At 56.7% G+C, this 21,884-nt stretch carries 33 protein-coding genes; 31 read left to right on the top strand and 2 right to left on the bottom strand.

Features of this window, described 5'->3' with window-relative positions; genetic code table 11:
* Positions 1 to 12: 12 nt before the first annotated feature.
* The 29 genes from rplC to bfr all read left to right on the top strand — a co-directional run bounded on the left by rplC (position 13) and on the right by bfr (position 15,632).
* Positions 13 to 648, top strand: coding sequence for a 50S ribosomal protein L3 (gene rplC / locus AC0R79_RS27385; RefSeq protein WP_007955641.1), 636 nt, complete (start codon positions 13 to 15; stop codon positions 646 to 648).
* A gap of 12 nt (positions 649 to 660) precedes the next feature.
* Complete coding sequence (gene rplD / locus AC0R79_RS27380; protein WP_003228735.1) at positions 661 to 1,263, top strand: 50S ribosomal protein L4; 603 nt, start codon at positions 661 to 663, stop codon at positions 1,261 to 1,263.
* Positions 1,260 to 1,559 (top strand): 50S ribosomal protein L23, encoded by a 300-nt coding sequence (gene rplW, locus AC0R79_RS27375; RefSeq protein WP_002555488.1) that lies wholly within the window; start codon positions 1,260 to 1,262, stop codon positions 1,557 to 1,559. Before rplD ends, rplW begins: the two co-directional genes overlap by 4 nt.
* A gap of 14 nt (positions 1,560 to 1,573) precedes the next feature.
* Entirely contained in the window at positions 1,574 to 2,398 is an 825-nt protein-coding gene (gene rplB, locus AC0R79_RS27370) for a 50S ribosomal protein L2 (RefSeq protein ID WP_007955640.1), read from the top strand.
* Between the two features lie 16 nt (positions 2,399 to 2,414).
* Positions 2,415 to 2,690, top strand: a complete 276-nt coding sequence (rpsS, locus tag AC0R79_RS27365; RefSeq protein WP_003228731.1) for a 30S ribosomal protein S19 — start codon at positions 2,415 to 2,417, stop codon at positions 2,688 to 2,690.
* A gap of 11 nt (positions 2,691 to 2,701) precedes the next feature.
* Entirely contained in the window at positions 2,702 to 3,034 is a 333-nt protein-coding gene (rplV, locus tag AC0R79_RS27360; RefSeq protein ID WP_003103908.1) for a 50S ribosomal protein L22, read from the top strand.
* Positions 3,035 to 3,047: 13 nt separating this feature from the next.
* On the top strand, positions 3,048 to 3,734 hold the full coding sequence (gene rpsC / locus AC0R79_RS27355) for a 30S ribosomal protein S3 (RefSeq protein WP_003176422.1): 687 nt from the start codon (positions 3,048 to 3,050) through the stop codon (positions 3,732 to 3,734).
* A gap of 12 nt (positions 3,735 to 3,746) precedes the next feature.
* Positions 3,747 to 4,160: a 50S ribosomal protein L16 gene (rplP, locus tag AC0R79_RS27350; RefSeq protein ID WP_003228729.1), complete on the top strand. Its 414-nt coding sequence runs from the start codon at positions 3,747 to 3,749 to the stop codon at positions 4,158 to 4,160.
* Complete coding sequence (rpmC, locus tag AC0R79_RS27345) at positions 4,160 to 4,351, top strand: 50S ribosomal protein L29 (protein WP_002555481.1); 192 nt, start codon at positions 4,160 to 4,162, stop codon at positions 4,349 to 4,351. The genes rplP and rpmC overlap by 1 nt, the downstream gene beginning before the upstream one ends.
* 2 nt (positions 4,352 to 4,353) lie before the next feature.
* Positions 4,354 to 4,620, top strand: coding sequence for a 30S ribosomal protein S17 (gene rpsQ / locus AC0R79_RS27340; RefSeq protein WP_003194644.1), 267 nt, complete (start codon positions 4,354 to 4,356; stop codon positions 4,618 to 4,620).
* A gap of 23 nt (positions 4,621 to 4,643) precedes the next feature.
* Positions 4,644 to 5,012 (top strand): 50S ribosomal protein L14, encoded by a 369-nt coding sequence (gene rplN, locus AC0R79_RS27335; protein WP_002555479.1) that lies wholly within the window; start codon positions 4,644 to 4,646, stop codon positions 5,010 to 5,012.
* Between the two features lie 11 nt (positions 5,013 to 5,023).
* On the top strand, positions 5,024 to 5,338 hold the full coding sequence (gene rplX / locus AC0R79_RS27330) for a 50S ribosomal protein L24 (RefSeq protein ID WP_003186046.1): 315 nt from the start codon (positions 5,024 to 5,026) through the stop codon (positions 5,336 to 5,338).
* A gap of 20 nt (positions 5,339 to 5,358) precedes the next feature.
* A complete protein-coding gene (gene rplE / locus AC0R79_RS27325) occupies positions 5,359 to 5,898 on the top strand; it encodes a 50S ribosomal protein L5 (RefSeq protein WP_003210069.1) in 540 nt (179 codons plus the stop codon).
* Between the two features lie 13 nt (positions 5,899 to 5,911).
* Positions 5,912 to 6,217: a 30S ribosomal protein S14 gene (gene rpsN / locus AC0R79_RS27320; RefSeq protein WP_007955639.1), complete on the top strand. Its 306-nt coding sequence runs from the start codon at positions 5,912 to 5,914 to the stop codon at positions 6,215 to 6,217.
* A 209-nt stretch (positions 6,218 to 6,426) separates the two neighbouring features.
* Positions 6,427 to 6,819 carry a 30S ribosomal protein S8 gene (rpsH, locus tag AC0R79_RS27315; protein ID WP_011336171.1) on the top strand — a complete coding sequence of 131 codons (393 nt, stop codon included), beginning with the start codon at positions 6,427 to 6,429 and terminating at the stop codon, positions 6,817 to 6,819.
* Positions 6,820 to 6,831: 12 nt separating this feature from the next.
* Complete coding sequence (rplF, locus tag AC0R79_RS27310; RefSeq protein ID WP_011336170.1) at positions 6,832 to 7,365, top strand: 50S ribosomal protein L6; 534 nt, start codon at positions 6,832 to 6,834, stop codon at positions 7,363 to 7,365.
* Positions 7,366 to 7,375: 10 nt separating this feature from the next.
* Positions 7,376 to 7,726, top strand: coding sequence for a 50S ribosomal protein L18 (gene rplR / locus AC0R79_RS27305; RefSeq protein ID WP_003186037.1), 351 nt, complete (start codon positions 7,376 to 7,378; stop codon positions 7,724 to 7,726).
* Between the two features lie 3 nt (positions 7,727 to 7,729).
* Complete coding sequence (gene rpsE, locus AC0R79_RS27300; RefSeq protein ID WP_007955637.1) at positions 7,730 to 8,230, top strand: 30S ribosomal protein S5; 501 nt, start codon at positions 7,730 to 7,732, stop codon at positions 8,228 to 8,230.
* 2 nt (positions 8,231 to 8,232) lie between these two features.
* A complete protein-coding gene (gene rpmD / locus AC0R79_RS27295) occupies positions 8,233 to 8,409 on the top strand; it encodes a 50S ribosomal protein L30 (protein ID WP_003176408.1) in 177 nt (58 codons plus the stop codon).
* Between the two features lie 3 nt (positions 8,410 to 8,412).
* Positions 8,413 to 8,850 carry a 50S ribosomal protein L15 gene (rplO, locus tag AC0R79_RS27290; RefSeq protein WP_003228720.1) on the top strand — a complete coding sequence of 146 codons (438 nt, stop codon included), beginning with the start codon at positions 8,413 to 8,415 and terminating at the stop codon, positions 8,848 to 8,850.
* A complete protein-coding gene (secY, locus tag AC0R79_RS27285; RefSeq protein WP_003228718.1) occupies positions 8,851 to 10,179 on the top strand; it encodes a preprotein translocase subunit SecY in 1,329 nt (442 codons plus the stop codon). It abuts the gene before it with no gap.
* Between the two features lie 27 nt (positions 10,180 to 10,206).
* Positions 10,207 to 10,323 (top strand): 50S ribosomal protein L36, encoded by a 117-nt coding sequence (gene rpmJ, locus AC0R79_RS27280; RefSeq protein WP_002555468.1) that lies wholly within the window; start codon positions 10,207 to 10,209, stop codon positions 10,321 to 10,323.
* 130 nt (positions 10,324 to 10,453) lie between these two features.
* Positions 10,454 to 10,810 (top strand): 30S ribosomal protein S13, encoded by a 357-nt coding sequence (gene rpsM, locus AC0R79_RS27275; protein WP_009045849.1) that lies wholly within the window; start codon positions 10,454 to 10,456, stop codon positions 10,808 to 10,810.
* A gap of 30 nt (positions 10,811 to 10,840) precedes the next feature.
* Positions 10,841 to 11,230 (top strand): 30S ribosomal protein S11, encoded by a 390-nt coding sequence (gene rpsK / locus AC0R79_RS27270; RefSeq protein ID WP_002555466.1) that lies wholly within the window; start codon positions 10,841 to 10,843, stop codon positions 11,228 to 11,230.
* Positions 11,231 to 11,248: 18 nt separating this feature from the next.
* Entirely contained in the window at positions 11,249 to 11,869 is a 621-nt protein-coding gene (gene rpsD, locus AC0R79_RS27265) for a 30S ribosomal protein S4 (RefSeq protein ID WP_003176404.1), read from the top strand.
* 22 nt (positions 11,870 to 11,891) lie between these two features.
* On the top strand, positions 11,892 to 12,893 hold the full coding sequence (locus AC0R79_RS27260; RefSeq protein WP_003186012.1) for a DNA-directed RNA polymerase subunit alpha: 1,002 nt from the start codon (positions 11,892 to 11,894) through the stop codon (positions 12,891 to 12,893).
* Positions 12,894 to 12,935: 42 nt separating this feature from the next.
* On the top strand, positions 12,936 to 13,322 hold the full coding sequence (gene rplQ / locus AC0R79_RS27255; RefSeq protein WP_007955635.1) for a 50S ribosomal protein L17: 387 nt from the start codon (positions 12,936 to 12,938) through the stop codon (positions 13,320 to 13,322).
* A gap of 238 nt (positions 13,323 to 13,560) precedes the next feature.
* The gene (locus AC0R79_RS27250) at positions 13,561 to 15,015 is read left to right on the top strand and encodes a catalase (protein ID WP_007955634.1); all 1,455 of its coding nucleotides are present in this window, start codon (positions 13,561 to 13,563) and stop codon (positions 15,013 to 15,015) included.
* 149 nt (positions 15,016 to 15,164) lie between these two features.
* Positions 15,165 to 15,632, top strand: coding sequence for a bacterioferritin (gene bfr / locus AC0R79_RS27245; RefSeq protein WP_007955633.1), 468 nt, complete (start codon positions 15,165 to 15,167; stop codon positions 15,630 to 15,632).
* Between the two features lie 65 nt (positions 15,633 to 15,697).
* On the opposite strand, the gene uvrA is transcribed toward bfr, so the two are convergent.
* On the bottom strand, positions 15,698 to 18,532 hold the full coding sequence (uvrA, locus tag AC0R79_RS27240) for an excinuclease ABC subunit UvrA (protein ID WP_007955632.1): 2,835 nt from the start codon (positions 18,530 to 18,532) through the stop codon (positions 15,698 to 15,700).
* Positions 18,533 to 18,723: 191 nt separating this feature from the next.
* On the opposite strand from uvrA, the gene AC0R79_RS27235 reads away from it, so the two are divergent.
* Both AC0R79_RS27235 and AC0R79_RS27230 read left to right on the top strand, forming a co-directional pair.
* Positions 18,724 to 20,121, top strand: coding sequence for an MFS transporter (locus AC0R79_RS27235; RefSeq protein WP_474732519.1), 1,398 nt, complete (start codon positions 18,724 to 18,726; stop codon positions 20,119 to 20,121).
* A gap of 9 nt (positions 20,122 to 20,130) precedes the next feature.
* Positions 20,131 to 20,649 (top strand): single-stranded DNA-binding protein, encoded by a 519-nt coding sequence (locus AC0R79_RS27230; protein WP_003228709.1) that lies wholly within the window; start codon positions 20,131 to 20,133, stop codon positions 20,647 to 20,649.
* Between the two features lie 76 nt (positions 20,650 to 20,725).
* Here AC0R79_RS27230 and AC0R79_RS27225 read toward each other — a convergent pair whose 3' ends face one another.
* Positions 20,726 to 21,883 carry a glutathionylspermidine synthase family protein gene (locus AC0R79_RS27225; RefSeq protein WP_127800188.1) on the bottom strand — a complete coding sequence of 386 codons (1,158 nt, stop codon included), beginning with the start codon at positions 21,881 to 21,883 and terminating at the stop codon, positions 20,726 to 20,728.
* Position 21,884 lies beyond the last annotated feature (1 nt).

Raw genomic sequence — 21,884 nt, 5'->3', positions numbered from 1 at the left:
GAGGTTTACAACATGACTATTGGTGTAGTCGGTCGTAAAGCGGGTATGACCCGTATTTTCACCGAAGAAGGTGTCTCCATTCCGGTCACGGTCATTGAGATCGAGCCGAATCGCGTCACCCAGTTCAAAACTGAAGAAACCGATGGCTATCGTGCAGTGCAAGTCACTGTCGGCGAGCGTCGTGCTTCCCGTGTAACAGCTGCTCAGGCTGGCCACTTCGCCAAGGCGAACGTTGCCGCTGGTCGTACCGTAATGGAATTCCGCCTTGAAGAAGGCGAGTACCAGGCCGGCGATCTGATCAACGCTGAAATCTTCGCTGCTGGTCAACTGGTTGATGTAACCGGTCAGTCCAAAGGTAAAGGCTTCCAGGGTACGATCAAGCGTTGGAATTTCCGCGGGCAAGATAACACCCACGGTAACTCCGTATCCCACCGCGTCCCAGGCTCTATCGGCCAGTGCCAGACTCCTGGTCGTGTATTCAAGGGCAAAAAAATGTCCGGTCATATGGGCGCTGAGCGCGTGACCGTGCAGTCCCTGGAAGTAGTGCGCGTGGACGCTGAACGCAATCTGTTGCTGGTCAAGGGTGCTGTTCCTGGCGCTACTGGCGGCAACCTGGTTGTACGTCCAGCAGCCAAGGCTCGCGGTTAAGGGGAAGCTGACATGCAATTAAATGTAAATGACGCTCAAGCGATCGAAGTTTCCGAACTGACATTTGGCGGCGAATTCAACGAGACGCTGGTTCACCAAGCAGTCGTGGCCTACATGGCCGGCGGCCGTCAAGGTAGCAAGCAGCAAAAGACCCGTTCCGACGTTCGTGGTGGCGGTAAGCGCCCATGGCGTCAGAAAGGTACTGGCCGTGCTCGTGCCGGTACTATCCGTAGCCCAATCTGGCGCGGCGGCGGCACCACTTTCGCAGCTCGTCCACAGGATCACTCCCAGAAGCTGAACAAGAAGATGTATCGCGCAGCAATGCGTTCCATCCTTGCTGAGCTGGTGCGTACTGATCGTCTGGTCGTGGTTCAGGATTTCGCAGTTGAAACTCCGAAAACCAAAGACCTGCTGGGCAAACTGAACAACATGAGCCTGACCGACGTTCTGATCGTGTCGGACGCTGTTGATCAGAACCTGTACCTGGCTGCTCGCAACCTGCCACACGTAGATGTACGTGACGTGCAAGGTTCCGATCCAGTTAGTCTGATCGCATACGACAAGGTGTTGATCACCGTGTCGGCCGTGAAGAAATTCGAGGAGCTGCTGGGATGAACCAGGAACGCGTATTTAAAGTTCTGCTTGGCCCGCACGTTTCCGAGAAGGCTACGGTTCTGGCAGACAAGAAAGGCCAGTTCGTTTTCAAGGTTGCTACTGACGCAACCAAGCTGGAAATCAAGAAGGCCGTCGAAAGCCTGTTCAGCGTGAAAGTTGAGCGTGTTACTACCCTGAACGTTCTGGGTAAGAGCAAGCGCACCGCTCGCGGTCTGGGCAAGCGTAATGACTGGAAGAAGGCAGTTATCTCCCTTCAGCCAGGCCAAGATCTCGATTTCAGCAGCAGTGCTGAGTAAGGAAGGGGTGCATCATGGCAATCGTTAAATGCAAACCGACTTCCCCTGGCCGCCGTTTTGTGGTCAAGGTGGTCAACCAGGAGCTGCATAAAGGCGCTCCTCACGCACCGCTGCTCGAGAAAAAATCGAAGTCTGGTGGTCGTAACAACAATGGCCGTATTACCACTCGTCACATCGGTGGTGGTCATAAGCAGCATTACCGTATGGTCGATTTCCGTCGCAACGACAAAGATGGCATCGTCGCCACTGTCGAGCGTATCGAATACGATCCAAACCGTACTGCTCACATCGCACTGCTCTGCTACGCAGACGGCGAGCGCCGCTACATCATCGCCCCTAAAGGCGTTAGTGCTGGCGACACGCTGATCGCAGGTGCCCTGGCTCCAATCAAGCCAGGTAACGCTCTGCAACTGCGCAACATTCCAGTCGGTTCTACCGTACACGGCATCGAACTGAAGCCAGGTAAAGGCGCACAGATCGCTCGTTCCGCTGGTGCTTCGGCTCAGCTGATCGCTCGTGAAGGCGTTTACGTGACCCTGCGTCTGCGTTCCGGTGAAATGCGTAAAGTACTGGCTGAGTGCCGTGCGACCCTGGGCGAAGTCTCGAACTCCGAGCACAGCCTGCGTTCGCTGGGTAAAGCTGGTGCCAAGCGCTGGCGTGGCGTTCGCCCAACCGTTCGTGGTGTTGCCATGAACCCGGTTGACCACCCACATGGTGGTGGTGAAGGTCGTACCTCTGGTGGTCGTCATCCGGTATCGCCATGGGGCTTCCCGACTAAGGGCGCGAAGACTCGTGGTAATAAGCGTACCGACAAAATGATCGTCCGTCGTCGCAAGTAAATAGAGGGATACGACAGTGCCACGTTCTCTGAAAAAAGGTCCTTTTATTGATCTTCACCTACTGAAGAAGATCGAAGTGGCGGCGGAAAAGAACGATCGCAAACCAATTAAGACTTGGTCGCGTCGTTCGATGATCCTGCCACAAATGGTCGGTCTGACCATCGCTGTACACAACGGTCGTCAGCACGTCCCAGTTCTCGTAAACGAAGACATGGTCGGCCACAAACTGGGCGAGTTCGCCGGTACCCGCACTTATCGCGGGCACGTGGCAGACAAGAAAGCCAAGCGTTAAGGGGTAAGGAAATGGAAGTAGCCGCTAAGTTGTCGGGCGCTCGAATCTCCGCCCAGAAAGCCCGCTTGGTCGCCGACCAGATCCGCGGGAAGAAGGTGGGCGAAGCGCTCAACCTGTTGGCTTTCAGCAGTAAGAAAGCCGCCGAGATCATGAAAAAAGTGCTGGAGTCGGCCGTAGCCAACGCCGAGCATAACGAAGGCGCAGACGTTGATGACCTGAAGGTCAGCACCGTTTTCGTCAACGAAGGGCGTTCGCTGAAGCGCATCATGCCACGTGCCAAAGGCCGTGCTGATCGCATCGTCAAGCGGTCTTGCCATATCACTGTCAAGGTTGCTGACAAGTAACGGAGTCGAAGAGATGGGTCAGAAAGTACATCCCATTGGCATTCGCCTGGGAATCGTCAAGGAGCACACCTCCGTCTGGTACGCAGACGGTCGGACTTATGCGGACTACTTGTTCGCTGATCTGAAGGTGCGTGAATACCTCCAAGACAAACTAAAAAGCGCGTCCGTAAGCCGTATCGATATCCATCGTCCGGCCCAAACTGCACGCATCACCATCCACACCGCTCGTCCAGGTATCGTTATCGGGAAGAAAGGTGAAGATGTTGAGAAACTGCGTCAGGACCTGACCAAGCAAATGGGTGTGCCTGTGCACATCAATATCGAAGAGATCCGCAAGCCGGAGCTCGACGGTATGCTGGTTGCGCAGAGCGTAGCTCAGCAGCTGGAGCGTCGTGTAATGTTCCGTCGCGCCATGAAGCGCGCTGTACAGAACGCCATGCGCATTGGTGCCAAAGGCATCAAAATCCAAGTGAGCGGTCGTCTCGGCGGTGCTGAAATCGCACGTACTGAATGGTATCGCGAAGGTCGTGTGCCACTGCACACCCTGCGTGCCGACATCGACTATGCCAACTACGAAGCTCACACCACTTACGGTGTGATCGGTGTAAAGGTTTGGATCTTCAAAGGCGAAGTAATTGGTGGTCGCCAAGAAGAGCTGAAGCCACAAGCACCAGCGCCTCGTAAAAAAGCTGCTAAGTAAGGGGTACGCCAAATGTTGCAACCTAAGCGTACGAAGTTCCGCAAGCAGATGACCGGCCACAACCGTGGTCTGGCACTGCGCGGTAGCAAAGTCAGCTTCGGCGAGTTCGCGCTGAAGTCTGTAGCTCGTGGTCGTCTCACCGCTCGTCAGATCGAGTCAGCGCGTCGTGCTCTGACCCGTCACGTAAAACGTGGCGGCAAGATCTGGATCCGTGTATTCCCGGACAAGCCGATCTCCAAGAAGCCTCTCGAGGTTCGTATGGGTAAAGGTAAGGGTAACGTGGAGTACTGGGTTGCCCAGATTCAGCCAGGCAAAGTCCTGTATGAAATCGAGGGTGTTTCTGAAGAGCTGGCGCGTGAGGCTTTCGCCCTGGCTGCTGCAAAGCTGCCGCTCGCCACCTCCTTTGTTAAACGGACGGTGATGTGATGAAAGCGAATGAACTTCGTGAAAAATCCGCACAGCAGCTGAACGAGCAACTGCTCGGCTTGCTGCGCGACCAGTTCAATCTGCGCATGCAGAAAGCAACTGGCCAGTTGGGGCAGTCTCATCTGCTCTCGCAAGTTAAGCGTGACATCGCTCGCGTGAAGACTGTGCTCAACCAGCAGGCAGGTAAGTGATCATGGCTGAAGCCGAAAAAACTGTCCGTACGCTGACTGGCCGTGTTGTCAGCGACAAGATGGACAAAACCATCACCGTTCTGATCGAGCGTCGCGTTAAGCACCCGATCTACGGTAAATACGTTAAGCGTTCGACTAAGCTGCACGCGCACGACGAAACCAATCAGTGCCACATCGGCGACAAAGTCACTATTCGTGAAACTCGTCCGATGGCCAAGACCAAGTCTTGGGCGCTGGTTGATGTTCTCGAACGCGCTGTGGAAGTCTAAGGGCTAGGGGTCGGAGAAATTATATGATTCAGACTCAATCCATGCTCGATGTGGCCGATAACAGCGGCGCTCGCCGCGTTATGTGCATCAAGGTGCTGGGTGGCTCCCATCGTCGTTACGCTGGTATCGGTGACATCATCAAAGTTACCGTGAAGGAAGCAATTCCTCGCGGTAAGGTGAAAAAAGGCCAAGTGATGACTGCTGTTGTAGTCCGCACTCGTCACGGCGTACGTCGTGCTGATGGCTCCATTATCCGCTTTGATGGCAACGCTGCTGTTCTTCTGAACAACAAGCAAGAGCCGATCGGCACCCGTATCTTTGGGCCAGTGACCCGTGAACTTCGTACTGAGAAGTTCATGAAGATCGTCTCGCTCGCCCCAGAAGTGCTGTAAGGAGATCCGACATGCAAAAGATTCGTCGTGACGACGAGATCATCGTGATCGCCGGCAAAGACAAAGGTAAGCGCGGTAAGGTGCTGAAGGTTCTTGCTGACAACCGTCTGGTTGTTGGTGGTCTGAACCTGGTCAAGCGTCATACCAAGCCTAACCCGATGTCGGGCGTACAGGGCGGTATCGTCGAGAAAGAAGCGCCACTGCACGCTTCCAACGTCGCCATCTTCAACGGCGAAACCAACAAGGCTGACCGCGTTGGTTTCAAAGTAGAAGACGGTAAGAAAATTCGTGTCTTCAAGTCGACCCAAAAAGCGGTTGATGCTTGAACACTGCTAGGTAGAAGACCATGGCACGACTAAAAGAGATTTACCGGAAGGAAATCGCTCCGAAACTTAAGGAAGAACTTAAGCTTTCGAACGTGATGGAAGTTCCGCGCGTTACCAAAATCACCCTGAACATGGGTCTGGGCGAAGCGATCGGCGACAAAAAAGTCATCGAGCACGCTGTTGCTGACCTGGAAAAGATCACCGGCCAGAAAGTCGTTGTGACCTACGCTCGCAAATCCATCGCTGGCTTTAAAGTCCGTGAAGGTTGGCCGATCGGCGTCAAAGTGACCCTGCGCCGTGAGCGTATGTACGAGTTCCTGGATCGTCTGCTGTCGATCTCCCTGCCTCGGGTTCGCGACTTCCGCGGCCTGAATGCCAAGTCCTTCGATGGTCGTGGCAACTACAGCATGGGCGTGAAAGAGCAGATCATTTTCCCGGAAATCGACTACGACAAGATCGATGCTCTCCGCGGTCTGGACATTACCCTGACCACCACTGCCAAGAACGATGATGAAGGCCGCGCTCTGCTGCGTGCTTTCAAATTCCCGTTCCGCAACTGATTGGAGTAGGAAAATGGCCAAGAAGAGCATGAAAAACCGTGAGCTGAAACGTCAGCTCACCGTTGCCAAGTACGCCGTCAAGCGTGCAGCGCTGAAAGCTATCATCGTTGATCTGAACGCAAGTCCAGAAGCGCGTTGGGAAGCTACCGTAGCTCTGCAGAAGCAACCACGTGACGCAAGCGCTTCGCGCATGCGTAACCGTTGCCGTCTGACCGGTCGTCCGCACGGCGTTTACCGCAAGTTCGGCCTCGGCCGTAACAAATTGCGTGAAGCAGCAATGCGTGGTGACGTGCCAGGTCTGGTTAAAGCCAGCTGGTAATTGCTGTCAAAGCCTTGATGGTCGGAGTCGCAAGAACCTGACCATCGGTGGCCTTGAACTTGAATCAAGCCCCTTTTGGGGCTTGATTCATTTCTGGGGTATGTCTAGAATGACCGGCTCGCCTGAGCCCGTGTTTTTTATGCCCGGAATTTCTCGGCGACAAGTAGTAGCCGCAAGGCTAATTTTTCTGTATTAGGAGCGTCTAGCCCATGAGTATGCAGGACCCGTTAGCGGACATGCTAACTCGAATCCGTAATGCCCAGATGGCTGAAAAGTCCGTCGTAAGCATGCCGTCTTCCACGTTGAAGGTGGCTGTAGCAAAAGTCCTGAAGGACGAAGGTTACATCGCGGGTTATCAGATCAGCAGCGAAACCAAACCACTGCTGTCCATCGAGCTGAAATACTTCGAAGGCCGTCCGGTCATCGAGGAAGTGAAGCGCGTTAGCCGTCCAGGCCTGCGTCAGTACAAGTCCGTCGAAGAACTGCCAAAAGTACGTGGCGGTCTCGGTGTGTCTATCGTCTCCACCAACAAAGGTGTGATGACTGATCGTGCTGCGCGCGCTGCCGGTGTCGGCGGCGAAGTTCTTTGCACTGTGTTCTAAGGGGGGATAAGCATGTCTCGCGTCGCTAAGAACCCCGTTAAGCTGCCAGCCGGTGTCGAAGTAAAATTCGCAGGCCAACAGCTTTCGGTGAAGGGTGCCAAGGGTACTCTTGAACTGAACGTCCATTCGTCCGTTGAAGTCGTTGAAGAAGCCGGTGAGCTGCGTTTTGCTGCTCGCAATGGCGATCAACAGACTCGCGCAATGGCCGGTACCACTCGTGCGTTGGTAAACAACATGGTCCAGGGCGTAAGCCAAGGCTTCGAGCGTAAGCTCCAGCTGGTCGGTGTTGGTTACAAAGCGCAAGCAAAAGGTCAGGTGCTGAACCTGGCTCTTGGCTTCTCGCACCCAGTGGATTACGAACTGCCGGAAGGCATCACCGCTGAGACTCCTAGCCAGACCGATATCCTGATCAAGGGCATCGACAAGCAGCTGGTAGGTCAAGTGGCCGCCGAGATCCGCGACTTCCGTCCACCAGAGCCGTACAAAGGCAAAGGTGTGCGCTACGCGGACGAAGTCGTCCGTCGTAAAGAAGCCAAGAAGAAGTAGGGCATAGCAAATGACCGACAAAAAAGTTACTCGACTGCGTCGCGCTCGCAAAGCACGCCTGAAAATGCACGAACTCGAAGTCGTGCGTCTCTGCGTGTTCCGCTCTTCGCAGCACATCTACGCCCAGGTCATTTCGGCCGACGGCAACAAAGTCCTGGCAAGCGCCTCGACTTTGGATAAAGAACTGCGTGATGGCGCCACTGGCAACATCGACGCGGCCACTAAGGTTGGCCAGCTGGTCGCTACGCGTGCTAAGGCCGCTGGCGTCTCGCAGGTGGCTTTCGACCGCTCTGGCTTCAAGTACCACGGCCGCGTTAAAGCGCTGGCTGATGCTGCTCGTGAAGCTGGGCTGGAGTTCTAAGTTATGTCAAATAACGACCAAAAGCGCGACGAAGGCTACATCGAGAAGCTGGTTCAAGTTAACCGCGTAGCCAAAACCGTTAAAGGCGGCCGTATCTTCACTTTCACCGCGTTGACCGTGGTTGGTGATGGTAAAGGGCGTGTTGGCTTCGGCCGTGGCAAGTCGCGTGAAGTGCCTGCTGCGATCCAGAAGGCAATGGAAGCTGCTCGCCGCAACATGATCCAGGTTGATCTGAACGGCACCACTCTGCAGTACGCAATGAAGTCCGCCCATGGCGCTTCTAAGGTGTACATGCAGCCTGCTTCTGAAGGTACCGGTATCATCGCTGGCGGCGCTATGCGTGCTGTCCTCGAAGTTGCTGGCGTTCAGAACGTTCTGGCCAAGTGCTACGGCTCGACTAACCCTGTAAACGTGGTTCACGCCACTTTCAAGGGTCTGAAGGCTATGCAGTCTCCTGAATCCATTGCAGCCAAACGTGGCCTGCGTGTTGAGGAGATCAAGTAATCATGGCTACCGTTAAAGTTACGCTGATCAAAAGCATGACCGGCCGCATCCCTAACCACAAACTGTGCGTTAAGGGTCTGGGTCTGCGTCGCATCGGTCACACTGTAGAAGTCCAGGATACTCCCGAGAATCGCGGGATGATCAACAAGGCTTACTACATGCTGCGTGTCGAGGGTTAATCGATGAAACTCAATGATCTGAGTCCAGCGCCGGGTTCCCGTCGCGAAAAGCATCGTCCGGGCCGTGGTATCGGTAGTGGTTTGGGTAAGACTGGTGGCCGTGGTCACAAAGGTCAAACTTCCCGCTCCGGTGGCACCATTGCTCCAGGCTTTGAAGGCGGTCAACAGCCGCTGCATCGTCGCCTGCCGAAGTTCGGTTTCGTTTCCCTGAAAGCCATGGATCGCGCAGAAGTGCGTCTGTCCGAGCTGGCTAAAGTGGAAGGCGACATCGTCACCGTGCAGTCCCTGAAAGATGCCAACGTGATCAATGTCAACGTACAGCGTGTGAAAATCATGCTGTCCGGTGAAGTGACTCGCGCTGTCACTATCGGCAAGGGAATCGGCGCCACCAAAGGTGCGCGTGCGGCTATCGAAGCAGCTGGCGGCAAGTTCGAGGAATAAATGGCTAAGCAAGGTGCTCTCTCTGCGCTCGGCAAAGGCGGTATGTCTGAACTTTGGGCTCGTCTGCGTTTTCTGTTCCTGGCGATTATCGTCTACCGAATAGGCGCACACATCCCGGTTCCAGGTATCAACCCGGACCGACTCGCAGACCTGTTTCGACAGAATGAGGGGACCATTCTTAGCTTGTTCAACATGTTTTCCGGCGGCGCGCTGGAACGGATGAGCATCTTTGCACTGGGGATCATGCCGTACATTTCGGCATCGATCATCATGCAGCTGATGACCGCCGTCAGCCCGCAGCTGGAGCAGTTGAAGAAGGAAGGTGAAGCTGGCCGTCGCAAGATCAGCCAGTACACCCGCTACGGCACCGTCGTCCTCGCTCTCGTTCAGGCCATTGGCATGTCCATTGGTCTGGCGGGGCAGGGCGTTGCGTTCACTGGTGACTTTGGCTTCCATTTCGTCGCGGTCTCCACGTTTGTGGCTGGCGCGATGTTCATGATGTGGCTGGGTGAGCAGATTACTGAGCGTGGTGTAGGCAACGGTATCTCGATGTTGATTTTTTCGGGTATCGTCGCCGGTCTTCCGAGAGCAATCGGGCAGTCTTTCGAGTCTGCGCGTCAGGGCGATATCAACATCTTCGCTTTGGTTGCCATCGGTTTGCTGGCAGTAGCGATTATCGGTTTCGTGGTGTTCATTGAGCGTGGTCAGCGTCGTATCGCTGTTCACTACGCCAAGCGTCAGCAGGGCCGCAAGGTTTTTGCTGCGCAGACAAGCCACTTGCCGCTGAAGGTGAACATGGCCGGTGTTATTCCGGCTATTTTCGCGAGCAGCATTTTGCTGTTCCCGGCTTCGTTGGGTGCCTGGTTTGGTCAGTCTGAAGGTATGGGCTGGTTGCAGGACATCTCGCAGTCGATCGCTCCTGGTCAGCCGTTGAATATTCTGCTGTTTAGTGCAGGGATTATTTTCTTCTGCTTCTTCTATACGGCGTTGATGTTCAATCCGAAAGACGTAGCGGAAAACCTGAAGAAGTCCGGTGCCTTTATTCCGGGCATCCGTCCAGGTGAGCAGTCCGCACGCTATATTGATGGCGTTTTGACTCGCTTGACCATGTTCGGTGCTCTTTACATGACGGCCGTGTGCTTGTTGCCCCAGTTCCTGGTGGTTGCAGCAAACGTTCCGTTCTACCTTGGCGGGACCTCGTTGCTGATCGTGGTCGTGGTTGTGATGGACTTCATGTCCCAAGTACAATCGCACCTCGTTTCGCACCAGTACGAATCCCTGATGAAGAAAGCCAACCTGAAGGGTTACGGCAGCGGCATGTTGCGCTGAGTACCCATAAGGTTCGAGGAGTTGGTGATGAAAGTTCGTGCATCGGTGAAAAAGCTGTGCCGTAACTGCAAGATTATTCGCCGCGAAGGTGTTGTTCGAGTAATTTGCAGCGCGGAACCGCGTCACAAACAGCGCCAAGGCTGAGTGTGATTGTGCTTCAAGCCCGGTAGCTAGTGCGCTACCGGGTTGATTATTTGTTATTACAGCGATATTATCTCGCGCCCTATTTCTTGGCTTCCGGGGCGTAGGTAGCTGTCAATTGGAGTCCCACTGAATGGCCCGTATTGCAGGCGTTAACATTCCAGATAACAAGCATACTGTTATCTCGCTGACCTACATCTATGGTGTTGGTCGCACTACTGCACAGAAGATCTGTGCAGAGACTGGGGTAAACCCAGCCGCAAAGATCAAGGATCTGAGCGACGAGCAGATTGAACAGCTGCGTGGCGAAGTGGCGAAGTTCACCACTGAAGGTGACCTGCGTCGCGAAATCAACATGAAAATCAAGCGCTTGATGGACCTCGGTTGCTATCGCGGTCTGCGTCATCGTCGTGGTCTGCCAGTACGCGGTCAGCGTACCAAGACCAACGCGCGTACCCGTAAAGGTCCGCGTAAGCCGATCCGCAAGTAATCGCCCCAGCGAATCGACAGGAATTTAATCATGGCAAAACCTGCTGCTCGTCCTCGTAAAAAAGTTAAAAAGACAGTGGTTGATGGCATCGCCCACATCCATGCTTCTTTTAACAACACCATCGTGACCATCACCGACCGTCAAGGTAACGCTCTTTCCTGGGCTACCTCCGGTGGTTCGGGTTTCCGCGGTTCCCGCAAGTCCACCCCGTTCGCTGCTCAAGTAGCTGCTGAGCGTGCTGGTCAAGCTGCGCTGGAATACGGCCTGAAAAACCTCGACGTGAACGTCAAGGGTCCAGGTCCAGGTCGTGAATCCGCAGTCCGCGCTTTGAACGGCTGTGGCTACAAGATCGCCAGCATCACCGACGTGACGCCAATCCCGCACAACGGGTGCCGTCCGCCGAAGAAGCGCCGCGTGTAATCCAGGAGATTGTAAAGAATGGCTCGTTACATTGGTCCAAAATGCAAACTCGCTCGTCGCGAAGGCACCGATCTCTTCCTGAAGAGCGGCGTGCGCGCGATCGAATCGAAGTGCAACATTGAAGCAGCACCTGGTATCCACGGCCAACGCCGCGGTCGCCAGTCCGACTACGGCACCCAACTGCGTGAAAAGCAGAAGGTCCGTCGTATCTACGGCGTTCTCGAGCGTCAGTTCAGCGGCTACTACAAAGAAGCAGCTGGCAAGAAAGGTGCAACCGGTGAAAACCTGCTGCAACTGCTCGAATGCCGTCTGGACAACGTTGTATACCGTATGGGCTTTGGTTCGACTCGTGCCGAATCCCGTCAGCTGGTATCGCACAAGTCGATCAGCGTTAACGGTCAGACCGTAAACGTTCCGTCCTACCAGGTTCGTGCTGGTGACGTGGTTGCTGTTCGCGAGAAAGCAAAAAACCAACTTCGCATTGTCCAAGCTCTCGATCTGTGTGCCCAACGTGGCCGCGTAGAATGGGTAGAAGTAGACACTGAGAAGAAGTCGGGCGTTTTCAAGAACGTTCCTGCTCGCAGTGATCTGTCCGCCGACATCAACGAAAGCCTGATTGTCGAGCTCTACTCCAAGTAAGGGCTAGAAAATAGGTGCATCCATGCAGATTTCGGTAAATGAGTTCCTGACACCCCGCCACATTGATGTGCAGGTTGTCAGTCCAACCCGCGCCAAGATCACTCTCGAGCCTCTCGAGCGTGGTTTTGGCCACACCCTGGGCAACGCGCTGCGCCGCATCCTGTTGTCCTCAATGCCCGGCTGCGCAGTAGTCGAGGCCGAGATTGACGGTGTGCTCCACGAGTACAGCGCCATCGAAGGTGTACAGGAAGACGTAATTGAAATCCTGTTGAACCTTAAAGGTCTGGCCATCAAGCTGCACGGTCGTGACGAAGTTACGCTGACCTTGTCGAAGAAGGGTTCGGGGGTGGTTACCGCTGCCGATATTCAGCTGGATCATGATGTCGAGATCGTTAATCCCGATCACGTAATCGCTAACCTGGCGTCTAACGGCGCCCTGAACATGAAGCTCACCGTAGCTCGTGGTCGTGGTTATGAACCAGCAGACTCGCGTCAGAGCGATGAAGACGAAAGCCGCAGCATCGGTCGCTTGCAGCTTGACTCTTCGTTCAGCCCGGTTCGCCGTATCGCATACGTGGTGGAAAACGCCCGTGTCGAACAGCGTACCAACCTGGACAAGCTGGTTATTGATCTGGAAACCAACGGTACTCTCGATCCTGAAGAGGCTATCCGCCGCGCTGCAACCATTCTGCAACAGCAGTTGGCTGCGTTCGTCGACCTCAAAGGTGACAGTGAGCCAGTGGTTGTCGAGCAGGAAGACGAGATCGATCCGATCCTGCTTCGCCCGGTTGACGATCTGGAACTGACTGTACGTTCGGCTAACTGCCTTAAGGCGGAAAACATCTACTACATCGGCGACCTGATTCAGCGTACCGAAGTAGAGCTGTTGAAGACTCCGAACCTGGGCAAGAAATCCTTGACTGAAATCAAGGACGTTCTGGCCTCCCGCGGTCTGTCCCTCGGCATGCGCCTCGACAACTGGCCGCCTGCAAGTCTTAAGAAGGACGACAAGGCGACTGCCTGATCGTCGTAATCACCGAACGTAGTGTTTGGTAAGGAATGAACCATGCGTCATCGTAAAAGTGGGCGTCACCTGAGCCGCACCAGCTCGCACCGCAAGGCCATGTTCCAGAACATGGCGGTGTCGCTGTTCGAGCACGAGCTGATCAAAACTACTCTGCCAAAAGCCAAAGAACTGCGCCGCGTTGCCGAGCCGCTGATCACTCTGGCCAAGACAGACAGCGTTGCTAACCGTCGTCTGGCTTTCGACCGTACTCGTTCGAAAGCTATCGTTGGTAAGCTCTTCAACGACCTGGGCAAGCGTTACGCTACCCGTGAGGGTGGCTACCTGCGCATCCTCAAGTGCGGTTTCCGCGCTGGCGACAACGCGCCTATGGCGTACGTCGAACTGGTTGATCGTGCTGTCGGCGGTGAAGCTGTATCCGCTGAGTAAGACATCAGTCTGAAACAAGGAACCGGGCCTAGTGCCCGGTTTTTTGTGCCTGTAAGAAATGCGCTGTTCGTACAAGCTTCTATCCTGTTTCGGTCTGCACTATGTGTGGGGATTCGTCGTTAGTTTTTTTCTATTGATAACCATAAGTTAATGAATTTGTGGCTGTCATATTGATGATCGATACTCCCCAACAAGCCGATTAGCCGGCAGTTCAAGACCGATAGAGGATGAAGATCGCATGAGCCAGAACAAGACGCTTACGACCGCCAGTGGCGCACCTGTCGCTGATAACCAGAACTCTCGCTCCGCCGGCCCTCGTGGTCCGTTGCTGCTCGATGATTTCCACCTGATCGAGAAGCTTGCTCACTTCAACCGGGAAAACATTCCCGAGCGTCGTGTACACGCCAAGGGTTCGGGCGCATATGGCACTTTCACAGTCACTCGCGACATTACGCAGTACACCAGCGCCAAGCTGTTCTCTGCTGTCGGCAAACAGACTCCGACCTTCCTGCGTTTTTCAACGGTCGGTGGTGAGCGTGGCTCGGCCGACACCGAGCGCGATCCGCGTGGCTTCGCCCTCAAGTTCTACACCGAAGAAGGCAACTGGGACATTGTCGGCAACAACACGCCGGTGTTCTTCATTCGCGATCCGCTGAAGTTTCCTGACTTTATCCACACCCAGAAACGCCTGCCGCAAAGCAACCTGAAAAGTGCGCAGATGATGTGGGACTTCTGGTCGCATTCGCCTGAAGCGCTGCACCAGGTCACCATTCTGTTTTCTGATCGGGGGATCCCGGACGGCTATCGCCACATGCACGGTTTTGGCAGCCACACCTACAGCCTGATCAGCGCTCAAGGCGAGCGTCACTGGGTGAAGTGGCACTACAAGACCAAGCAAGGGATCAAGAACCTTGCGCCGGCAGACGCGGCACGTTTGGCGGGCACAGATCCCGATTACGCCCAGCGTGATCTGTTCGAAGCCATCGAGCGTGGTGACTTCCCGAAATGGAGCGTGTGCATCCAGATCATGACCGAGGCCCAGGCCGCTGCTCACTACGAGAACCCGTTCGACGTGACCAAAACCTGGTCGCAGAAGGAGTTCCCACTGATTGAAGTGGGTGAGCTGGAACTGAACCGTAATCCGCTCAACTACTTTGCCGAAGTCGAGCAAGCTGCGTTCGGCCCAAGCAACATGGTGCCAGGCGTAGGTCTGTCGCCGGATCGCATGCTGCAAGGTCGTGTCTTCGCATACGCCGATGCCCACCGCTACCGCGTAGGCACCAACCACCAGCAACTGCCCGTGAATGCCCCGCGCAGCCCGGTGAATACTTACCAGCGTGATGGTTCGATGGCTTTTGGCAGCAATGGTGGGGCCGCGCCTAACTACGAGCCGAACAGCTACGTAGAGTCGCCGAAACAAGCGCCACATTATGCCGAGCCTGCACTGGCCCTGAGCGGCGCGGCTGATCGCTACGATCACCGCGAAGACACCGACTACTACAGCCACGCTGGTGCGCTGTTCCGCTTGATGAGCGACGAACAGAAAGCGTTGCTGGTCAGCAACATCGCCGGCGCGATGGCGGGTGTGTCGAGTGATGTCGTCGACCGTCAGTTGCAGCATTTCCACAAGGCCGACCCGGCGTACGGAGAAGCAATCGCAAAGCTGCTCAACGTACAGCTTAACGAAGTCTAAACGAGAAGCAGAACCGCCCTCATTAGGGCGGTTTTTGCGTTATTTAGGCTGCTTTTCTCAGAATATCTTCGCTTTTATTGCGCGAAGTGAGTGACCTTCCAGTCAGGTTGGTTCAAACTACAGACTTTCAAGCAGGGAGATGTAGGGCGATGCAAGGCCACCCAGACGTTATCGATTACCTCAACACGTTGCTGACCGGCGAACTGGCCGCGCGTGACCAATATTTCGTTCACTCGCGGATGTATGAGGACTGGGGATTCACCAAGCTCTACGAACGAATCAACCACGAGATGGAAGAAGAGGCCGGTCACGCCGATGCGCTGATGCGCCGGATTCTGATGCTCGAAGGCACTCCGCGCATGCGCCCGGATGACCTGGATGTTGGTACCACGGTAGAGACCATGCTCGAAGCGGATCTGCGCCTTGAGTACAAGGTTCGTGCTGCATTGTGCAAAGGCATCGAGCTGTGTGAAAAGAATGGCGACTATGTAAGTCGCGATATCCTCAAGCTTCAGCTGCATGACACCGAAGAAGATCACACCTACTGGCTTGAAAAGCAGTTGGGTCTGATCAAGCTGATCGGTATCCAGAACTACCTGCAGTCCCACGCGTCCTGATTGCAGCCGATACAAAAAAGCCCCTGTCACTGACGAAGTGACAGGGGCTTTTTCATGCCCGGCGATCAGGCCCGATCGCGGATCAACAGCGGCTTGAGGTAATGCCCGGTGTGAGACTGTTTCATCTCGGCCACTTCCTCCGGCGTACCGGTGGCGATGATCTGCCCACCTTTCGAACCACCCTCGGGGCCCAGATCCACCAGCCAGTCGGCAGTCTTGATCACGTCGAGGTTGTGCTCGATCACCACCACGGTGTTGCCGTGGTCGCGCAGGCGATGCAGTACGTCGAGGAGTTGCTGAATATCCGCGAAGTGCAGACCGGTGGTCGGCTCGTCAAGGATGTACAGGGTCTTGCCGGTATCGCGCTTGGACAGCTCGCGGGACAACTTGACCCGCTGTGCTTCACCACCAGACAGCGTCGTGGCCGACTGCCCGAGCTTGATGTACGACAGGCCCACGTCCATCAGCGTTTGCAGCTTGCGCGCCAGCGCCGGCACCGCATCGAAGAACACCCGCGCTTCCTCGATGGTCATTTCGAGGGTTTCGTGGATGCTCTTGCCCTTGTATTTGATCTCCAGGGTTTCGCGGTTGTAGCGCTTGCTCTTGCACACGTCGCACGGGACGTAGATGTCCGGCAGGAAGTGCATTTCCACCTTGATCAGACCGTCGCCCTGGCAGGCTTCGCAACGACCGCCCTTCACGTTGAACGAGAACCGCCCCGGGCCGTAACCACGGGAGCGGGACTCGGGAACCCCGGCAAACAGTTCGCGGATCGGCGTGAACAATCCGGTATAGGTCGCCGGGTTGGAGCGTGGCGTACGGCCGATCGGGCTCTGGTCGATGTCGACAACCTTGTCCAGATGTTCCAGGCCTTTGATGCTGTCGTGGGCTGCGGCTTCCAGGGTGGTCGCGCCATTGAGTGCCGTGGCGCTCAGCGGGAACAGCGTGTTGTTGATCAGCGTCGATTTGCCGGAGCCGGAGACGCCGGTCACGCAAGTCAGCAGGCCGATCGGGATTTCCAGGTCAACGTTGCGCAGGTTGTTGCCCCTCGCACCTTTGAGCGACAGCACCTGTTTCTTGTTGCGCGGTGTGCGTTTGGCCGGTACTTCAATCTTCACCCGGCCCGACAGGTACTTACCGGTCAGCGAATCCGGATGCGCCATGACTTCGTCCGGCGTGCCTTCGGCGACGATCTGTCCGCCATGAACGCCGGCGCCCGGGCCGATATCCACTACATAGTCGGCCAGACGGATCGCGTCTTCGTCATGCTCGACCACGATCACCGTGTTGCCGATGTCGCGCAGGTGCTTGAGGGTGCCGAGCAGGCGATCGTTGTCGCGCTGGTGCAGGCCAATGGACGGCTCGTCGAGGATGTACAGAACACCCACCAGGCCCGCGCCGATCTGGCTGGCCAGACGAATCCGCTGCGCTTCACCGCCGGACAAGGTATCGGCACTGCGATCCAGCGACAGGTAGTCGAGACCGACGTTAACCAGAAACTGCAGGCGCTCGCGGATCTCCTTGAGAATCTTGTCGGCGATTTCGCCACGGCGCCCGGTCATCTTCAGCGCGCCGAAGTAATCGCAGGCGTCGCCGATCGGCAGGTTGGTCACCGCCGGCAGGGTTTTCTCGCCGACCCACACGTGCCGCGCTTCGCGACGCAGGCGGGTGCCACGGCAATCCGGGCAGGACTGGGTGCTGAGGAACTTCGCCAGTTCTTCGCGCACGCTGGCCGATTCGGTTTCGCGGTAGCGACGCTCGAGGTTCGGCACGATGCCTTCGAACGGGTGCGAGCGCTTGACGATGTCGCCCCGGTCGTTGAGGTATTTGAAGTCGACGTTCTGCGAGCCACTGCCGTGCAGGATGTACTTCTGTTGATCGGCCGGCAGCTCGTTGAACGGCTGCTCCAGGCTGAAACCGTAGTGCGCGGCCAGTGAGCCGAGCATCTGGAAGTAATAGACGTTGCGCCGGTCCCAGCCGCGTATCGCACCTTCGGCCAGCGTGAGTTCACCGTTGACCAGTCGCTTGATGTCGAAGAACTGCTTCACGCCCAGACCGTCGCAGGTCGGGCAGGCGCCGGCCGGGTTGTTGAAGGAAAACAGTTTGGGTTCCAGCTCGCTGATCGCGTGGCCGCAGATCGGGCAGGCGAAGCGCGCGGAGAAGATCATCTCCTCACCCGGCTCGTCGTCCATCGGTGCTACCAGGGCGATGCCGTCGGCCAGCTTCAGCGCGGTTTCGAAGGATTCCGCCAGACGCTGCTGCATGTCGGCGCGAACCTTGAAGCGGTCGACCACGACTTCGATCGTATGCTTCTTCTGTTTATCCAGTTTCGGCAGTTCGTCCAGCTCGCAGAGCCGGCCGTTGACCCGGGCCCGGACGAAGCCTTGGGCGCGCAGTTCTTCGAACACCGACAGGTGCTCGCCTTTGCGCTCGCGAATCACCGGCGCCAGCAGCATCAGCTTGCTGCCTTCCGGCTGGGCCAGCACAAGGTCGACCATCTGGCTGACGGTCTGGGCTTCCAGCGGGATGTCGTGATCCGGGCAGCGCGGCGTACCGACGCGTGCATAGAGCAGACGCAGGTAGTCGTAGATTTCAGTGATGGTGCCGACCGTGGAACGCGGGTTGTGCGAGGTCGACTTCTGTTCGATGGAGATCGCCGGCGACAGGCCTTCGATGGTGTCGACGTCGGGTTTTTCCATCATCGACAGGAACTGCCGGGCATAGGCCGACAGGGATTCGACATAGCGGCGCTGACCTTCGGCGTACAGCGTGTCGAAGGCCAGGGACGACTTGCCGGATCCGGACAGGCCGGTGATGACGATCAGTTTGTCCCGTGGCAGGGTCAGGTCGATGTTCTTCAGGTTGTGGGTGCGGGCCCCACGAATCAGGATCTTGTCCAAAATGGCCTCGCTCGGCGGGCGTCGAAAACACAGGAGTATACGGCCAAATACTGGATGGATGCACACTATCAAATGAAGGGTTTTTTGCCTTACATGAAGAGAGTTTCATCTGTACGCGTCAAAGCGTCGCGATATACCCCGTCTCTCGATGGGACTGGTAGAATCGCCGCCGGTTCACACGAGGTTTTTCCATGCACGATCCCCACAGCGAACGCATGAGTGGCAGCGAGACCCGCGCGGCGAGCGGTCTGGCCCTGGTGTTCGCCTTCCGTATGCTTGGCATGTTCATGGTGTTGCCGGTACTGGCGACCTACGGCATGGATCTGGCGGGAGCGACCCCGGCCCTGATCGGGCTGGCGATCGGCGCTTACGGCCTGACCCAGGCGATTTTCCAGATTCCGTTCGGGATCATTTCCGACCGCATCGGCCGGCGTCCGGTGATTTACCTTGGGCTGATCGTCTTCGCCCTTGGCAGCGTGCTGGCGGCTCAGGCCGATTCGATCTGGGGCGTGATTGCCGGGCGGATCCTGCAGGGCGCCGGCGCTATTTCCGCAGCGGTCATGGCGTTGCTTTCCGACCTGACCCGCGAACAGCACCGCACCAAAGCCATGGCCATGATCGGCATGACCATCGGCCTGTCGTTCGCCGTGGCGATGGTGGTCGGCCCGCTGCTGACCCGTGCGTTCGGCTTGTCCGGCCTGTTCCTCGCCACCGGGGGCATGGCACTGGTCGGGATCGTGATCGTGATGTTCATGGTGCCGAAATCCACCGGGCCGCTGAGTCATCGGGAGTCCGGCGTCGCGCGTCAGGCGTTGATGCCGACGCTCAAGCACCCGGACCTGCTGCGGCTGGACCTGGGCATTTTTGTGTTACATGCGATGTTGATGTCGAGCTTCGTCGCACTGCCCTTGGCGCTGGTCGAAAAGGCCGGTCTGCCCAAGGAACAGCACTGGTGGGTCTACCTCACAGCCTTGCTGATTTCTTTCTTCGCCATGATCCCGTTCATTATCTACGGCGAGAAGAAACGCAAAATGAAACGAGTTTTGCTCGGCGCCGTGATGACGCTGATGCTCACTGAGCTATTCTTCTGGCAGTTCGGCGACAGCCTGCGGGCTCTGGTGATCGGGACGGTGGTGTTCTTCACCGCGTTCAATCTGCTGGAAGCTTCGCTGCCGTCACTGATCAGCAAGGTTTCACCGGCAGGTGGCAAGGGCACGGCCATGGGCGTGTACTCCACCAGTCAGTTCCTCGGTTCGGCACTCGGCGGGATTCTCGGCGGCTGGATGTTCCAGCATGGCGGTCTGTCGGTTGTGTTCCTCGGATGTGCCGGGCTGGCTGCACTTTGGCTGGCCTTTGCTGTTACCATGCGCGAACCTCCCTACGTGACGAGCCTGCGCCTGCCGCTGTCGCCCGAAGCGATAAGCGAAGCGGGTCTGGTCGAGCGTCTCAAGGCCCTCGTAGGGGTAACTGATGCGGTGATAGTCGCTGATGAAGCGGCGATCTACATCAAACTGGACACCGAATTAATGGATCGCACCACTCTCGAACGCCTGGTGAACAACCCGGCGCAGACTGCGTGCGAAGCCTAGGAGAACGTTATGGCCCGTGGGGTTAACAAAGTCATTCTGGTCGGTACTTGCGGCCAGGATCCCGAAGTACGCTACCTGCCCAACGGTAACGCCGTGACCAACCTGAGTCTGGCGACCAGCGAGCAGTGGACCGACAAGCAGACCGGTCAGAAGGTCGAGAAGACCGAGTGGCACCGCGTATCGATGTTCGGCAAGGTTGCCGAAATCGCCGGCGAATACCTGCGCAAGGGTTCGCAGGTTTACATCGAAGGCAAGCTGCAGACCCGTGAGTGGGAAAAAGACGGTATCAAGCGTTACACCACCGAAATCGTGGTCGACATGCAAGGCACCATGCAACTGCTCGGCGGCCGTCCACAACAGGGCGACCAACAAGGCGGTGGCAACAACTATCAGCAGCAGGCGCCACGCCAACAGGCTCCGCGTCCGCAGCAGTCGGCACCTCAGCAGCGTTCGGCCCCGGCTCCACAGCAGGCCGCACCGCAACCGGCTCCGGATTTCGACAGCTTCGATGACGACATTCCGTTCTGATTCGCTGCTGTATCCGCGTTAAACAAAAAAGGCCCGTCGCTGAATGCGACGGGCCTTTTTCATGCGCGCAGGTTTTTCAGTCAAGAATCAGATGCGGCAGAAACCGGCTCGAATCCTTGGTGATAAGACTGTTGTCTTCCCGCACACCAATCCCCGCCGCCTGATCACCAATTACCCAGGAACCGATCAACGTGTAGCTGTCGTCGAACTTCGGCAAAGGGGCAAATTCCTGCAGGATGAAGGGCGCGTCGGTGTAGGGCCCATCCTCTTTGACGATCAGGCCTTCAACGGTCTGCAACTCGATATTGGCGCCTTCCCGCGAGAAGTACGGTTTGCGCACCCAGCCCTTGGGCACCGCGCTGCCCGGGTTCGGGTCGAGGTGCGCCGCCAGCAGATTCGGGTGGCCCTTGTGAAACTCCCATAGCAGGGGCAGGGCGCCCTTGTTGGAGAGGATCGACTTCCACGCCGGTTCGAAAAACTGCGTGTCGCACTCGGCAATCGCCGCGCCGAACGGCTCGTGGAAGATGAACTCCCAGGCGTGCAGTTTGAACAGGTGCGGAATCCAGCGATCTTCGAGATCGACGAAGCGACCGTCAGCGCTCAGGCCGATGTCTTCGATATCGATGTGCCGCGATTCGATGCCGACTTTCTCTGCGATCAGCCGCAGATAATCCGTGGTGCCCTTGTCTTCCACCGAGTCTTTCATCGAGGCGAAGTAAAACGGCCGCTTCAGTTTCAGTTGAGCGAAGGCTTCGTGCAGCCGAGTGTCGATGCTGTTGAACTGGTCTGCATGGCGCGGCAGCATCCCGCGCTCGATGCATTGTTCCAGCCAGCCCCACTGGAACGCAGCCGCTTCATAAAGGCTGGTGGGCGTGTCGTAGTTGAGTTCGAGCAGCTTCGCCGGGCCGTTGCCGCTGTAGGAGAAGTCCATACGCCCGTACAGATGCGGATGACCTTCCAGCCAGGACGTTCGGATCATGTCGTAGTACGGCGCCGGAATGCTCAGACGATCCAGCAGTTCTTCGCTGTGCACGACGCGGTCGACCAGGTCCATGCACATCTCATGCAGCTCGGTGGTCGGATCTTCCAGGTCGTTTTCGATCTGCGCGAGCGTGAACTGGTAGTAGGCGCGCTCGTCCCAGTACGGCTCGTCGTCGATGGTGTGAAACAGAAAACCGAGGCTTTCGGCGGTCTGTTTCCAGTCGTGGCGCTCGGCGCAGTGGATCTTCTTCATG

This window comes from Pseudomonas sp. HD57-3 (genome assembly GCF_056113135.1).
The sequence above is the reverse complement of the archived record's forward strand: the minus strand, read 5'-3'. Positions and strand labels throughout refer to the sequence as shown.

Bases quoted from the DNA above. Each gene is read 5' to 3' on its own strand.
- rplC (WP_007955641.1), top strand. From the start codon at position 13: ATGACTATTGGTGTAGTCGGTCGTAAAGCGGGTATGACCCGTATTTTC.
- rplD (WP_003228735.1), top strand. From the start codon at position 661: ATGCAATTAAATGTAAATGACGCTCAAGCGATCGAAGTTTCCGAACTG.
- rplW (WP_002555488.1), top strand. From the start codon at position 1,260: ATGAACCAGGAACGCGTATTTAAAGTTCTGCTTGGCCCGCACGTTTCC.
- rplB (WP_007955640.1), top strand. From the start codon at position 1,574: ATGGCAATCGTTAAATGCAAACCGACTTCCCCTGGCCGCCGTTTTGTG.
- rplV (WP_003103908.1), top strand. From the start codon at position 2,702: ATGGAAGTAGCCGCTAAGTTGTCGGGCGCTCGAATCTCCGCCCAGAAA.
- rpsC (WP_003176422.1), top strand. From the start codon at position 3,048: ATGGGTCAGAAAGTACATCCCATTGGCATTCGCCTGGGAATCGTCAAG.
- rplP (WP_003228729.1), top strand. From the start codon at position 3,747: ATGTTGCAACCTAAGCGTACGAAGTTCCGCAAGCAGATGACCGGCCAC.
- rpmC (WP_002555481.1), top strand. From the start codon at position 4,160: ATGAAAGCGAATGAACTTCGTGAAAAATCCGCACAGCAGCTGAACGAG.
- rpsQ (WP_003194644.1), top strand. From the start codon at position 4,354: ATGGCTGAAGCCGAAAAAACTGTCCGTACGCTGACTGGCCGTGTTGTC.
- rplN (WP_002555479.1), top strand. From the start codon at position 4,644: ATGATTCAGACTCAATCCATGCTCGATGTGGCCGATAACAGCGGCGCT.
- rplX (WP_003186046.1), top strand. From the start codon at position 5,024: ATGCAAAAGATTCGTCGTGACGACGAGATCATCGTGATCGCCGGCAAA.
- rplE (WP_003210069.1), top strand. From the start codon at position 5,359: ATGGCACGACTAAAAGAGATTTACCGGAAGGAAATCGCTCCGAAACTT.
- rpsN (WP_007955639.1), top strand. From the start codon at position 5,912: ATGGCCAAGAAGAGCATGAAAAACCGTGAGCTGAAACGTCAGCTCACC.
- rpsH (WP_011336171.1), top strand. From the start codon at position 6,427: ATGAGTATGCAGGACCCGTTAGCGGACATGCTAACTCGAATCCGTAAT.
- rplF (WP_011336170.1), top strand. From the start codon at position 6,832: ATGTCTCGCGTCGCTAAGAACCCCGTTAAGCTGCCAGCCGGTGTCGAA.
- rplR (WP_003186037.1), top strand. From the start codon at position 7,376: ATGACCGACAAAAAAGTTACTCGACTGCGTCGCGCTCGCAAAGCACGC.
- rpsE (WP_007955637.1), top strand. From the start codon at position 7,730: ATGTCAAATAACGACCAAAAGCGCGACGAAGGCTACATCGAGAAGCTG.
- rpmD (WP_003176408.1), top strand. From the start codon at position 8,233: ATGGCTACCGTTAAAGTTACGCTGATCAAAAGCATGACCGGCCGCATC.
- rplO (WP_003228720.1), top strand. From the start codon at position 8,413: ATGAAACTCAATGATCTGAGTCCAGCGCCGGGTTCCCGTCGCGAAAAG.
- secY (WP_003228718.1), top strand. From the start codon at position 8,851: ATGGCTAAGCAAGGTGCTCTCTCTGCGCTCGGCAAAGGCGGTATGTCT.
- rpmJ (WP_002555468.1), top strand. From the start codon at position 10,207: ATGAAAGTTCGTGCATCGGTGAAAAAGCTGTGCCGTAACTGCAAGATT.
- rpsM (WP_009045849.1), top strand. From the start codon at position 10,454: ATGGCCCGTATTGCAGGCGTTAACATTCCAGATAACAAGCATACTGTT.
- rpsK (WP_002555466.1), top strand. From the start codon at position 10,841: ATGGCAAAACCTGCTGCTCGTCCTCGTAAAAAAGTTAAAAAGACAGTG.
- rpsD (WP_003176404.1), top strand. From the start codon at position 11,249: ATGGCTCGTTACATTGGTCCAAAATGCAAACTCGCTCGTCGCGAAGGC.
- AC0R79_RS27260 (WP_003186012.1), top strand. From the start codon at position 11,892: ATGCAGATTTCGGTAAATGAGTTCCTGACACCCCGCCACATTGATGTG.
- rplQ (WP_007955635.1), top strand. From the start codon at position 12,936: ATGCGTCATCGTAAAAGTGGGCGTCACCTGAGCCGCACCAGCTCGCAC.
- AC0R79_RS27250 (WP_007955634.1), top strand. From the start codon at position 13,561: ATGAGCCAGAACAAGACGCTTACGACCGCCAGTGGCGCACCTGTCGCT.
- bfr (WP_007955633.1), top strand. From the start codon at position 15,165: ATGCAAGGCCACCCAGACGTTATCGATTACCTCAACACGTTGCTGACC.
- AC0R79_RS27235 (WP_474732519.1), top strand. From the start codon at position 18,724: ATGCACGATCCCCACAGCGAACGCATGAGTGGCAGCGAGACCCGCGCG.
- AC0R79_RS27230 (WP_003228709.1), top strand. From the start codon at position 20,131: ATGGCCCGTGGGGTTAACAAAGTCATTCTGGTCGGTACTTGCGGCCAG.
- AC0R79_RS27225 (WP_127800188.1), bottom strand. From the start codon at position 21,883: ATGAAGAAGATCCACTGCGCCGAGCGCCACGACTGGAAACAGACCGCC.